This window comes from Spirosoma rhododendri (assembly GCF_012849055.1).
Taxonomy (GTDB): Bacteria; Bacteroidota; Bacteroidia; order Cytophagales; family Spirosomataceae; genus Spirosoma; species Spirosoma rhododendri.
The window spans coordinates 3,706,329-3,718,930 of sequence record NZ_CP051677.1 but is presented as its reverse complement, the minus strand read 5'-3'; the positions used below and the strand labels follow the sequence as shown (position 1 = coordinate 3,718,930).

Sequence of the window (12,602 nt, the reverse complement as noted above, 5' to 3'; positions counted from 1 at the left end):
CTTGATCAGGGTTGGTCAGGACTTTTTCGCTGGTCCAGTTCACGCAGCACGTCGACCATTGTTCGGTGGCGGTTAGCGTCGCCAATCAGCCGCAGGCCGGTCATAATCAGGGAGAAGCCCCCCGTGCTGACCCAAAACCAGTTGTCTTCGCTGGCCTGCCGGAGGCCCCAGCCGTGCAGTACGACGGATATGCCGCTGCCCACGAACATCGCACCGACACCGCCCTTTACCCAAAACTTCGTAAGTAATTTCTTTTCCCGTTCGCTGTGCATATGCTGATTAGTCAGGTGACACTAGCATAACCGCCCAGCCGCCATTCCGTTTTTTTATGGACAGGATTATGGGATTAACAGGATTTTTCTTTTTCTCCTAGAATCTCATAATCCTGTCTATACCTAATTCGGGAGGGGCATAATTTGGATGTTCTTGTAATAAACCGTGCTTTTGGGGTCGTGGCCCTGTAAGGCAATGGTCCCGTTGGCGGCTTTGTCCGTGGTTTCGGGTTCGGTGTAGGTGTTGATGACCTTGTCGTTAATCAGAATCTGGATGGTCTTGCCCCGCACGACGATTCGCTCGTTGTACCATTCGCCATCCTTCACAAACGTTTCCTTCACATCCTGTAGCCCGTAAACGCTGCCCGTTTTGCGCCAGTCCGTGTGCGTCTGGTTGACCTGAATCTCGTACCCCTGTTTGGGCCAGCCGGTTTCCTGATAGGCCGTGTGAATAAACATGCCGGAGTTGGAGCCGGGCATGGTTTTGACGTCGGCTTTCCACTCGAAATTTTTGAAATCGTGGTTATTCACCGGCCCTTCGTAGAACAGATGCGCCCGTGGCCCGGCTACAACAATAGCCCCGTCCTGCACGCTGAACGTTGCCGGATTTTCGGCGGCTTTCCAGCCGTTCAGCGTTTTGCCATCGAACAGGCTAACCCATTTTTCGGCGCGCGAAGCTGATTTGTAGGCAGGCATCGCCAGCAGTCCGGTCAGGCCGATTGCCAGCAGTAGTGTACGTTTTAGCATTGTGTGATTGTTGAGTGTCTTTCGGTAAATGAAGTCGACACCCACCCGCTTCTACTGACTAGGGAGCAAACAGAAAGCCCCCGTTTTCTGAAAAACGGGGGCTTGTTTCAGTCGAATCAGTGGTTGAAGCGGAGTTTACATCGATGTCATGATCTGCCGCGATACGCTCAGGTGCGTTTTCACCAGCGGATGAGCCGCTTTCGCCAACTGCTTCAGGTTGCTGTCCGACGCGCTGGATTCAACTTTCGTCATCACCTGGTTGAGTTTTTCGTGGCCTTTTACCCCACTCTCCGTTACGTACAGCTTATCGAACGATGTGCCCGATGCCTGGTTGAATTTGGTCAGCAGCGTTTTCGTCTGAGCGTCGGGCGCGGTAGGCAGCGTAACCCCTTTCGCGGCAGCGATCTCTTTCAGCTTGGCCGATAATCCGGTTTGCTCGGTTACCTCAGCCTGAGCCAGCGCCTTCGTTTGCGGGTTGGTCGCTTTCTGAACCGCGACCCGACTCAGTTCGAGCTGCATCATTCCCCCCATCGCCACTTCGTTCATCAGTTGCTTATCGGCTTCCGATAGTTTGGCACTGGTCGGCGATACGGCACTGACGGCCGCTGCGCCCTGCTTGTTCTGCCGGTCGAATTCGGCTTTGCTTTCATTCCCGACTTTGTTGGCCGCCATGCTGGCGTTACCGGTCCCCGGCTGTTGAGCCAGACTAGCATTTATCAGCGAACCGCTCAGTAGCAGCCCAGCCAATACAGTGTTGATTTTCATGAGTATTTCGGATGAATGTATATCAGTTTATGCGAGACTGGTCCGGGTGTACGCTGTTGCCCTGCCCCGGACCAGTTGTTGACCATACGTTAGCTTTTGTCGCCTGCCTTCTCGATTTGTTCGGTCTGGGCGTGGGCTTCCGGCGCAGGTGGCCCAAGTTGAGGCTCGTCGCCATAGGGCTGCGCCTTGATTTCGTGGAATTCCCCTTTCTTGTCGATCGACGGCCCTTCCGTCCACCGGCGGTGTTCACCGATCGACGGCGACGACGGGTCAATATTGGTGTTGACAAACGCGTAGCTGAACTCCTGCTTCTCCTGGCTCTGCGGGAAGCTGTTCGGAATGGGCAACACCTTACTCATGTCGCCATGCCCCAGTTCTTCCAGCACCGCCAGCCATTGCTGCTGGTGCATGGTGTCGCGGGCAATCATAAACGACAGCATATCTTTCATGCCCGAATCATCGGTCATTTCGTAGAGCCGCGTTGCCAGCACCCGCCCCGTCGATTCAGCCATCACGTTGGCGTACATATCGGCGGCAATGTTGCCCGAGCCAACCACCCACGACCCGTTGAACGGCACACCATTGGAATCGGCGGCCATAGCACCAAGCCCGGCCGACAGATAATGCCGGGGGTCCATGCCCCCATAATGTCTTTCACGATTGGGTTTTTACCCACCAGATCATCGACCAGCGAGTTTGACGCCCCCTCCAGATTGAGCGCGATAGCCGTTGCCAGCATCTCGATATGGGATATTTCTTCGGTACCGGTATCGAGCAGCATATCGCGGTATCGGACCGGGCCGCGCGAATTCCAGGCCTGAAACAGGTATTGCAGACATACCCGAATTTCGCCTTCGATTCCGCCCAGCGCCTGTTGAAGTGCCCGGGCGAATTGTGGATTAGGCTTATCGACCCGTACCTTGTACTGCAATCGTTTGTCGTGGTAAAACATACTGGTTAGTTGGGTTTATGTGTTTATTGCTGGCAATACCACTATCGCAGTCGATAGTATGTGCCTGGCCAGTGAAAAAAATAACCCAACACCTCCCTCCCCCGCCGTAATCCAGACCGTCTTTTCTGCTTTAGTGAGACAATGGTCCCAGGCATAAATAACCGCTCGTATGACCCCGATAAAGATTATTAAACAAATAACCCTTTAGTCGGTAGTTTATATATACTATTTACGTATATGTTCGTATCTAGTCCTCTTTTTTCCCTATTAACTATGACTACCCCACTTGATAAACAACGGAGCGGCTCCCGCCTTGCCCAATCTAAACTGTTGGTCATTGAAGACAACAACGACCAGTGGGCACTGATTAGCAGTGCCTTATCACAGTCTATACCCGAAGTCGACTGTGTACGCGTCAGCTCAGCAAACGAAGCGATTACCCTGCTGGATAGCTGGAGCACGCAGGAGTGGGAACTTCCCAAGCTGATTCTACAGGACCTTTATCTGCCCCAGCGCGAAGACGGCTGGCACTTACTGACGGCCATAAAGGCACTGCCGATGCCGGTGAATCACATCCCGGTTGTTGTCTTTAGTTCGTCGAATCATCGTCCGGACATTGAGGGAACGTATCAGCGTGGAGCCGCCGGTTACGTTGTCAAGCCTTTTGAAGTCGACGAATGGCGCACGTACTTCGATGAACTGCGTGCGTACTGGTGGGACACGATTGCGCTGCCACCCCTACAGTTTGGCTTTTTATAACTACCAGTACTTTCTCAACGCAACTTATAGACGAGCCTCGTATCCGTATGCTACCTGTGCCTCAACCAGATCTACTATCGGATAGAGAAAAGATTCCGCTCCCAACCGCAGGGCTGTTGAGTGCTGTCCCGCTTACCCCCTAGCCCCGACCCGTCGGACCGCCCTGAAGGGGGAGTATTCTGCGAATGAATTTCTCCCCCTTCAGAGGTTGTTTGAGGAACGAATTTTTGTCATCCCGACGACAGGAGGGATCCGCTCCGGCGGCCCGGTCCGGTAACAGGCGTTTTCTTGCTCCTAGCGAACCGGGCCGATTTCTATGGTTTATGCAAGTGGAGACACATAATTTTTGTCATACTTTTCGCCCTTGGCCACCACCGCGTACACCCGATGGATGAGCTTGTTGCGAACCGCATTGAGGACGAGCATCTTATTCTTGCCTTCCTTGACTTTACGCTGGTAGTAGTCCTGCAATTCCCCTTTGGCACGGATAGCTGACATCGCACCCAAATGAAAGAGAGACTTCAGCCGCTTACGAGCATGTTGACTCACACCAGGGCGTCCCCGGACGCTACTGCCCGATTGATAACTGAAGGGGGCAACCCCAGCATGACAAGCCATCTTTTTGGGGTCGGTGATCGTCTTCATTTCATTGGTAGCGATGACGATCTCAGTGGCCGTAGCCGTGCCAATGCCGGTAACCGACACGACCAGTTCAAAAAGTTGGCTCAGACGAGGATCGGCTTCGATAAGCGCACCAATGGCTCTATCGACTGCCTTACGATCTTTCTCCAGAGCGGTGAGAGAGACTTGACAACTTTTGTTGAGTTGCTTCTGTAGAGTGGGATCAATAAAGCCCTGGTGTTCAGCCAGTGGACCGGCAAGCTGATTGTATACGCTGATAAGTCGCTGACGAGCAGCACTTAATAGAGCTAATTTCTGGATGACTTGACGGGGCGCTTCCCACAGACGAATTTGGTCGCAAAAGCGATAGGCGTATTCCGCAATACGCTGGGCATCGATGGAGTCGGTCTTACCTCGTTGCAACCCGCCCGCTTTTTTGATTTGCAACGACGACTCTAACCAAATGGGGAAATGGAGTTTGTGGAGAAAGTCCAACAGGTGGGCGTTATAGATACCCGTATGTTCCATACAGAAGACCGCCTGCTTAGGATTCCAGTCTGGGAGTGCTTTCAGCAGTCGCAAAGCGGTCTTTATGCCCGTTACTGAATTGGGTGTGCTGGTTTGCAGCACTATCTTTTTACCAGTATAAATGGCCCAGTCCAGGGTGGCCTTCGCAATGTCAATGCCCACGAAGTAGTGAATGTCCATGATGCTTTCTAATTTAGGGTTGCCGAATGTCTACTTGTTTTGTGCTCAATACCTTACTAACGGGCCTGATGTCCCACATTTCTATACGAGCCATTCAAGTAGAGACAGGGCGGGTCCTAAATCGGCCCATAGGCCACGAACCTTGCCGAGCGATAGGGTAGCCCGCTCTGTTTTTCGTTCATCGGTAAGCTACCAAATCTTGGAATCTTACCGACCCTCAAACCTAAAGGCCGGAGCGGATCCCTCGCAGGCTCGGGATGACAAAAAGGGCATTTTTGACCCAATTTATGCTTCCCCAAACAACCTCTCAGGGGGCTGGGGGGTAAACGGACCGAAGCAAATTTGGCAATTGCTACCACCAGAAGAAGAACTTAACAACACTGCCGGATGGTGAACTAATCTAGCAGGTTCTGGCTGGTTGGCATCACGGCCATTTCCAGCCAGAATCGGCATATACGGCGCAGCGTCTCTTCTGGCGGTATCCCCTTTGGCATCGCGATTACCGAATTGGCCCGGTGTGCATAGCCCTGCAAAATCGATTGGCGGTTTGGCAACACCAACACGATTATCGGTATGTGGCAAAGCGCGCTGCTGGCCTTCAGCCGACTGAGAATACCCAGGCGTTTATCAATAGCCGTCCGGGCATCGATCAGCATCAGGGCGGGGTGGTCCAGACCGGGCTGCTGCGTTAAGAAGTCTGCCAGTGAATCGCTGGTGGTGTCGCTGTAACACTGGTAATCGAAAGCGTGGTCGCCCACGATCGTTTCCAGCATCCAGGCGGTTTGAGGCTGCTCCGTCACAACCACAATTGTCCGGCCGAGTGAATTAACGTCAGCCGGTTTTACGGTTGCCACAGCCTGACCCGACCCGACTGTGATATCGTTCGCCGGAGACGACGGTGTTTCCTGTCCCGTCAGCGTCAGAACAACCTGTGCCCAGCGACGCCGACTGACCGGAAACGCTTCGCCCGTATCGATCCGAACCTGACCCGTCTTTTTCCGGGTGGCGGGCGGCACCAGCTGGTCAACAAAGCTTGGATTAAGCAGAACCGTTTTATGCACCCGGACGAAGGCCGTCAGTTTGCGCTCAAGGTAACTAATCGGTTTGGATACTAACTCTTTCTCCCCGGACCGAAAATGAATCCAGCAATAGTTGTTGGCACCGGTGCAGTAGGCGATAGATTCAGGTTGCTGAAGGGCGTATTTGATGGCACTCATCTGTCCATTTGTTAGCTGCGGCACAATTCGCCACATCCAGTATGTTATATACGCTGGTAGGAGATAAACCCGGTACCAGTTGATAGGTTCGGCTGACCAAGTGAAACGCTTTGCACGGATTGATTACCCAGCATAATACGTTATTTGTCACCATACTACACCAATACAACCTCACTTTCTGCATATCACGACCGGACCATTCCCTCACGATTTCAAAAAGCGGTTAACCCTGCTAAAAAACAGACCGTTGACACCAGAACATAGTACTCAACTTAAAATAACCCCGCACAAGCATGACTCGCACCTTATTAATAGCGGCTCTCCTGACAGTAGCCATCGGCACCAGCAGCTATGCCCAGGCCAATGTATCGGGTAGCACACGGTCTGATCGCCAGAACAAGCAAAAGACGACGACCCGGAAAGATCCACGACCAGCGCCAGCGCCACCGTCGGTAAGTGCTACCAACCAGACCCGGTCTTCGCCCGACATGGGCACACCAGCATCGGGTGCTACCAGCCAGCCAACCCGTGGTGCCCGCTCCACAACCAACGAACCGGCCCCCAAACGACCAGCCACGAAAAAAACCGGTTCGCAGCGTTAACCACCGGGACGTATAGCTTGGCCACCAGGCAGATAAACGCCAAAGCCGCTATTGGTCTGTCCAATAGCGGCTTTGGTGTTTAGTGGCGTTAGTGCGGCTAGAACGCGAAGTTATACCGGACGAAGAACGAGCGTCCGGGCAGGTTGTAGCCCCGCTTTTCGTAGTAGTTTTCGTCGGTCAGGTTCGTCACTTGCAGGCTCAGCGTATGCTGCCGCGCCAGCGTATACGACGCGCTGGCGTCAAGCACCAGATAGACCGGGTATTCGATTTCGGGGTTGGCTGCGTCGGTGAAATCCGTGTCTTTGCGGTGACCGACGTACCGGCCCAGCAGCCGCGCCCGGAAACCCTTAAACGAATCGTAATCCAGTCCGGCATTGACGTTGGCTTTCGCGACGTTCATGATGTCGCGTTCCGTCACGGCTCCGTCGGTACCAACCACGGTTTCGCTGTACCGAATCATGTTGGTGGCGTTGGCGAACAATTTCAGCGAATACCGATAAGCTGCCAGTGCGCCAAAATCATATCCCGCTTCCGACTCGATCCCGCTGATCTGCGAATCGGCCGCGTTGACGTAAGTAGCCCGCGCCACGATAACATCGCCGTTGGTCTGCCGCTCGTTTACCTGCGTGATAATGCGCGCAATCCGGTCGTTTACGGTCGTGTGGAAGTAGGTTACGCCCGCGCTGAACCCGCTCGTGGGGCGGCTGTAGTGCAGCCCGGCGTCGTAGCTGACGCTATTTTCGTTGCGAATATCCGGGTTACCGGTCGTGATCGTGATGCGCCCCGCCGAGGTACGCACTTCCGAATAGCCCGCTACGTTGAACGCATCGGGCGTTACGAACGCGCGACCCACGGTACCCGTCAATCGCAGATCAGGTGCTACGCGAACCACCGCGCCCAGGCTGGGGCTAACGAACGGCGTGGTCGATTTACCGCCTTTGTAAGTCGTCAGCAGCGGGGTTTCCTTCACGTCGAACGTAATGTTGTCGTAGCGTATGCCCGGTTGCAGAATCAGCCGATCGTTGCTGAATCGCAGTTGCCCCTGCGCGTAGAACGCCGACGAACGGATCGCGTAGTTGGGCGAGGTTGGTGCCCGTTCGGTGGTCGCGTCGGTCCAGGCGCGGCTGCTCGTACTGGCATCCAGATAGTCATAGCCAATGGTCAGCGAGTGCCGACCGATCTGCCAGTTGTCTTTCAGTTGAATCCCCTGCCAGCGGTTTTCGGTCGTCGACGACTGATAAGGTGTAACAGGTTTGCCAGATACGTTGGTCGTTTTGAAAAAGCTATTTTCGCCCGATGCAAACACACGCAACACCGGTTTGTGCGCCCCCAGTTGGCCGCTCAGCGCAACTTCAGCCGCCTGCCGATCGGCATCTTTCAGGCTCGACTGCGTGGTACCGTACGTAATGTCACCCGGCGATTCGACGTCTTTCGCGATGAACTTCTCCCCCGCACATCGACGCGCCAGTTGGCACCTAGCTGATACCCCAGCCGTAGCGAACCCGAGTAATAGGACAGCTTTGTGTTGGGGCGGGTCAGGCCGTCGTCTTTACGGTCGTCCACCGTTTCCGATGGCTTGTTGGTATAATTCTTTACCGCCTGATCGCCGTTCAGTTTGTCCCGGAAGAAATTGCCGCTGCCCAGTTTATAGTCCTGCGCCCGTTTGAAATAGCTGGCCGACAGGTCGAAATCGAGTCGTCTGGTCAGGTTGCCACCGACGTTGCCGCCCGCCTGATAAGTCTGAAACGACCCGTATTCGGCAAAGGCGTTTCCGCGAATCGGCCCGCGCGACCGCCGGGTAATGACGTTGATAACACCCCCCATCGCCTGCGATCCGTACAGCGCCGACGCAGGACCTTTCAGCACTTCCACCCGCTCGACGTTGTTCAGGCCGATAGTCGAGAGGTTGGTTGCCCCCGCCGGACGGCCGTCGATGAGCAGCAGCGTACGTTGGTTTAGCCCCGAAAACTGCGGCCGGAACCCCCGAATACCCACGCCCGACGACAAGCTGGGATACTGAATGACGTTGACAGCCGCCAGCTTCTTGACCAGATCGGTCACGTCGAACGCCTGCGTCTGGGCGATGTCGTGGCGGGTTAGTACGTTGATTTGCTGCGGCACCAGCTCGCGCCGACTATCGGAGCGGGTCGCCGTTACAACGACCTCCGTGAGGTCACGATTGCGGAGTGAATCGGGCGTTTGGCCATAGGCTGACACGGTCAGCAACGACAGGGTTACCAGCGTCGAGCCGACGCGAACCGATATAGCCGATGATGAAGAAACAGGCGCACCCAAACGGTCGCATCGACGGAAAAAATTCGTCACGTAGGTTGTATTTAATTGATAGATGATTGCTGTTGAATCCGTTCGGTTTTTGTCATCCCGACGACAGGAGGAATCTCCGGGTAAGAGTAGGAGAGTCGTCTGCTACCGAAGATCCCTCCTGTCGTCGGGATGACAGAAAGAGAAGTAAAACGGGCCTACCGATACGATTGGGCCACTTCCCACAGCGTGAGAAGCCCGATGCCGATGGAGAAAATACCGACGGCGTAGTTGATAACCCGCACCGCCGTGCGCCAGCGGTCGACCACTTTTGTCAGTGAAAAAGCCAGCAGGCAACCGTACAGCGTCATGGCGACGATGATCCCCGCGCTTTGCAGGATGATAATCCAGACGGCGGTTGCTGCGTCGCGGGCAGCCAGGGTCAGCGCGACGGTGCAGGCTCCACCTGTCCCGGCCAATCCATGCACCATCCCAACCCAGAACGACCGGCTGAACGTCGTGGCCGGTGGATTGTGCGGATGGGCGCGTTCGTGGGTCTGTACGTAATTGCGCCGGATCGCGACGACGCCCAGCCAGATCATCAGCGGCCCAACCGCCAGTTCAACCTGCTCGGCGATGTTGAGAGACAGGGCCGATTTGAGTAACAGAATGAAGCAGGCAAACAGAATGAGCGTGAACGAATGCCCCAGCGCCCAATGCGACGACCGCCAGATGACCCGCCATAGATGCCGACGGCCTGATTTTTCTTTCTCCGACGCCAGTACCGACACGGCAGCCATGTGATCGGGTTCGAAGGAGTGCTGAACCCCCAGCAGTAACGAATCGAGGAGTAACGGATTGACCATGTGCGCAACGGATTGGGGCTGACCGTTGGGAAGTGCGCACGAAAAAAGCCCGGACGCTGCCGCATCGGCGCATCCGTTGACTTTCCTGCCGCTTTTGGTCCCGAAAGCAACCCGGTTATGATGTTCGCGGCAGGTCTTCTGGCTCGTTCAGCACCGACGCCTTCCCATTCCGTCCGGAACAGTGGCGTATTGTCAATGCCTGATTTGTGAACTATACAGCAGCGGGAACTGCTCCGATTAACTCCGCATCGGCGGGGCGACGGATTCCCTTTTAAGCCCTCCGCAACGGAAGGGCACCAGCTAACAGCTGCAAAAGTAGGGGCTTTTCGCGTTACCTTTGGTATCGATTAACGTTTCGACGTCATTTCTTCCAACCGAAACAGGTGCCACCCTATAGGTGGTGAAAAGGGAATCGGGATAAGCCCGAACTGTCGCGCAACTGTACGAACGCATCAAGTCGCTGCTCACAAGCGTCCACTAACCCGTCGATTCGGGAAGGACGGCAGCGATGGTTCAAGTCAGGAGACCTGCCTGTTTCGAGACGACAACGCTTCCGCGGTTTGAAGCTAGGTCGGGTTTGGTGCGTGCTGACTTACCGGTATGGTATCAGCAAGAACGGCAGTATAGGCCTGCCTACCAACCCCCTCTTCTCCATACTGCCAGCGCACAGAAATACCGGTTCGGCCGTTGGTCTGCTCACGACTCAACCCACGTTACGCATGGCTGAACGCTTTTCTCAGTTCCTTGTCGCGGCACCGTCCAGCGGTTCCGGCAAGACGACCCTCACGCTGGGGCTGTTGCGGGCGCTGGCAAACCGGGGATTGCAGGTGCAGCCGTTCAAGTGCGGCCCCGACTACATCGACACGCAGCACCACAGCACGGCGGCCGGTCGACCCAACGGAGTGCCGCCCAACGGACTGCCGCCCAGCATCAATCTCGATTTATTCATGGCGTCGCCGGAGCACGTACGGGCTTCGTATGGGCGATACGTGCAGGAGACTGACGTCGCGATTACGGAGGGGGTGATGGGGTTATTCGACGGGTCGGATCGGATGCAGGGCAGTAGCGCGGCCGTGGCGGAGTTACTGGACATACCCGTCGTGCTGGTTGTCAACGCGAAGGCGATGGCGTATTCGGTGGCCCCGCTGCTCTACGGATTCAAGAATTTTTACGCGGGTATCCGGTTGGTCGGGGCTATTTTCAACAACGTTGGGTCTGAATCGCACTACCGGTTTCTGGCCGACGCCTGCGCCGATGTGGGTGTAGAACCGCTGGGCTATTTGCCCAACAACCCGCGCTTTGCCATTCCCTCGCGGCATCTGGGGCTGCACCTGTCGTCCGAAACGGATTACGAACAGATCATTCAGGCCATCGCCGACGAACTACCCAAAACCGTCGACCTCGACCGGCTGCTGACCGTCACGCAGACCGCTGCACCGGTGGTGGCACCAGCAACTACGTCGGTATCGGAACGGCAGACGCGCCGAATCAGCGTAGCACGGGACGAAGCCTTTCTGTTCACGTACAAACAAAACCTCGACCGGCTGGCGGAGTTCGGCACCGTCACGTTTTTCAGCCCTCTGCACGATTCGGTTTTACCCGACACGGATTTTCTGTACCTGCCCGGCGGTTACCCCGAATTGCACGCGCAGCAACTGAGCGCGAACGAATCCATGCGTACCAGTATCCACGACTACTGCCTGTCGGGTGGACTAGCTTACGCCGAATGTGGTGGGTTGATGTACCTAAGTCAATCCATTCAAGTCCAGTCCCGCCTGACCCGGTCTGGAACAGCCTGGCCGATGGCGGGGGTGTTGGACGTAACGACCTCGATGCAAGCCGCCAAACTGACGCTGGGCTACCGAACCGTCAACTGGAACGACATGCGTATCAACGGCCACGAATTCCACTATTCCAATCTGGCGGAACCAACTCCCCTGCCCTCTGTCGCGTCGATCAGCAACGCCAAAGGCATTCCGGTCGAGACGAAGCTATACCGCGTTCAGAACACGTTCGCGTCCTACGTTCACCTCTACTGGGGCGATAACCCAGCGTTTATCGAGCACTTACTTCGGCTGAATTCAGTTGAAACGGCGAATCAGGTGGCCTCATAAACTGCCTATATTCGCCTGGAAGCTGGTATGCCAGCACCGAATACGTTAAATTTGTTAATCCAGTAAACGAGAATAGCATGGCTACCAGGACGACGAAAAAATCAACGATTCCTTTGGTGATTCGTGGCCGTAACGCGGCAGGCAAGCCAATTGAAGGCGTCATTCCGGCGGGTGAACTACCGACCGAAAACCCCGGCCTGGCCATCCAACGGATTCTGGCGAAACACAAAGACATTACGCCCGCGCCCGTTCAGCCTGAATGAATCCCGTCTCCCCCAACTCGTTCGTTCTGGTCGATACGGGCGTGATCAGTCGCTACTTTTTGCAAAAACCCCAGATCGTTACCGCCTATAATGAACTGATGACTTCGGCGGTGCCCGTTCTGTCTGCCAGCATTTATATCGAACTGATGCGCTGGCTAGTCGCTATTCGGGGACGCACAGTCGACCCAATCACCAAAAGTGAATTCGCTACTATTCGCCGACTACTGGATAACTACGTACAGCTCAATCATGGTGACTGTCTGGATTTAGCGGTAGAAGTCAGCCGATTGTACCCCGATACGGGTTTGGACGACTGCTTTACTATTGGCGTCGGACTCTTTTTCGACGTACCCATCTTTACTCTCAACCAGAAGCATTTTGACCGGGTGCCGGGCGTTCGCCTGTACCGACCCAGCAACTACGCTCTTCTGGAAACGAACTGACTATTGCTAGT

At 55.3% G+C, this 12,602-nt stretch carries 13 protein-coding genes, 1 pseudogene and 2 riboswitches; of the genes and pseudogenes, 5 read left to right on the top strand and 9 right to left on the bottom strand.

The genetic code is table 11. From position 1 onward, the window contains the following. Positions 1 to 5 precede the first annotated feature (5 nt). From HH216_RS15490 to HH216_RS15475, 4 genes and pseudogenes are all read right to left on the bottom strand, one after another. The gene (locus HH216_RS15490) at positions 6 to 272 is read right to left on the bottom strand and encodes a hypothetical protein (RefSeq protein WP_169551631.1); all 267 of its coding nucleotides are present in this window, start codon (positions 270 to 272) and stop codon (positions 6 to 8) included. Between the two features lie 123 nt (positions 273 to 395). After that, entirely contained in the window at positions 396 to 1,019 is a 624-nt protein-coding gene (locus tag HH216_RS15485; protein ID WP_169551630.1) for a 3-keto-disaccharide hydrolase, read from the bottom strand. A 135-nt stretch (positions 1,020 to 1,154) separates the two neighbouring features. Then, on the bottom strand, positions 1,155 to 1,784 hold the full coding sequence (locus tag HH216_RS15480) for a DUF4142 domain-containing protein (RefSeq protein WP_169551629.1): 630 nt from the start codon (positions 1,782 to 1,784) through the stop codon (positions 1,155 to 1,157). An 89-nt stretch (positions 1,785 to 1,873) separates the two neighbouring features. Next, a pseudogene (locus HH216_RS15475) lies at positions 1,874 to 2,736 on the bottom strand (manganese catalase family protein). 273 nt (positions 2,737 to 3,009) lie between these two features. On the opposite strand from HH216_RS15475, the gene HH216_RS15470 reads away from it, so the two are divergent. Further along, complete coding sequence (locus HH216_RS15470; protein WP_169551628.1) at positions 3,010 to 3,495, top strand: response regulator; 486 nt, start codon at positions 3,010 to 3,012, stop codon at positions 3,493 to 3,495. 321 nt (positions 3,496 to 3,816) lie between these two features. Here the strand turns inward: HH216_RS15470 and HH216_RS15465 are convergent, their stop codons facing one another. Together HH216_RS15465 and HH216_RS15460 are read right to left on the bottom strand one after the other, a co-directional pair. Next, positions 3,817 to 4,824: an IS110 family RNA-guided transposase gene (locus HH216_RS15465; RefSeq protein WP_169551627.1), complete on the bottom strand. Its 1,008-nt coding sequence runs from the start codon at positions 4,822 to 4,824 to the stop codon at positions 3,817 to 3,819. 395 nt (positions 4,825 to 5,219) lie between these two features. Next, a complete protein-coding gene (locus HH216_RS15460; RefSeq protein WP_169551626.1) occupies positions 5,220 to 6,041 on the bottom strand; it encodes a LytTR family transcriptional regulator DNA-binding domain-containing protein in 822 nt (273 codons plus the stop codon). Between the two features lie 293 nt (positions 6,042 to 6,334). Here HH216_RS15460 and HH216_RS15455 point away from each other — a divergent pair, with 293 nt between their 5' ends. Next, a complete protein-coding gene (locus HH216_RS15455) occupies positions 6,335 to 6,643 on the top strand; it encodes a hypothetical protein (protein WP_169551625.1) in 309 nt (102 codons plus the stop codon). A gap of 97 nt (positions 6,644 to 6,740) precedes the next feature. On the opposite strand, the gene HH216_RS15450 is transcribed toward HH216_RS15455, so the two are convergent. The 3 genes from HH216_RS15450 to HH216_RS15440 all read right to left on the bottom strand — a co-directional run bounded on the left by HH216_RS15450 (position 6,741) and on the right by HH216_RS15440 (position 9,771). After that, complete coding sequence (locus tag HH216_RS15450; RefSeq protein WP_169551624.1) at positions 6,741 to 7,949, bottom strand: TonB-dependent receptor; 1,209 nt, start codon at positions 7,947 to 7,949, stop codon at positions 6,741 to 6,743. A gap of 71 nt (positions 7,950 to 8,020) precedes the next feature. Then, complete coding sequence (locus HH216_RS15445) at positions 8,021 to 8,968, bottom strand: TonB-dependent receptor plug domain-containing protein (protein ID WP_169551623.1); 948 nt, start codon at positions 8,966 to 8,968, stop codon at positions 8,021 to 8,023. A 155-nt stretch (positions 8,969 to 9,123) separates the two neighbouring features. Next, positions 9,124 to 9,771, bottom strand: a complete 648-nt coding sequence (locus HH216_RS15440) for a hypothetical protein (RefSeq protein ID WP_169551622.1) — start codon at positions 9,769 to 9,771, stop codon at positions 9,124 to 9,126. 111 nt (positions 9,772 to 9,882) lie between these two features. Continuing rightward, positions 9,883 to 10,088: riboswitch (cobalamin riboswitch) on the bottom strand. A gap of 47 nt (positions 10,089 to 10,135) precedes the next feature. After that, positions 10,136 to 10,320: riboswitch (cobalamin riboswitch) on the top strand. Positions 10,321 to 10,490: 170 nt separating this feature from the next. Between HH216_RS15440 and HH216_RS15435 the strand changes: the two genes are divergently transcribed. The 3 genes from HH216_RS15435 (at position 10,491) to HH216_RS15425 (ending at position 12,591) form a co-directional block, all read left to right on the top strand. Continuing rightward, entirely contained in the window at positions 10,491 to 11,885 is a 1,395-nt protein-coding gene (locus HH216_RS15435) for a cobyrinate a,c-diamide synthase (protein WP_169551621.1), read from the top strand. Between the two features lie 77 nt (positions 11,886 to 11,962). Continuing rightward, entirely contained in the window at positions 11,963 to 12,148 is a 186-nt protein-coding gene (locus HH216_RS15430; protein WP_169551620.1) for a hypothetical protein, read from the top strand. Further along, on the top strand, positions 12,145 to 12,591 hold the full coding sequence (locus tag HH216_RS15425; RefSeq protein ID WP_169551619.1) for a type II toxin-antitoxin system VapC family toxin: 447 nt from the start codon (positions 12,145 to 12,147) through the stop codon (positions 12,589 to 12,591). The genes HH216_RS15430 and HH216_RS15425 overlap by 4 nt, the downstream gene beginning before the upstream one ends. The last annotated feature ends 11 nt before the right edge of the window (positions 12,592 to 12,602 follow it).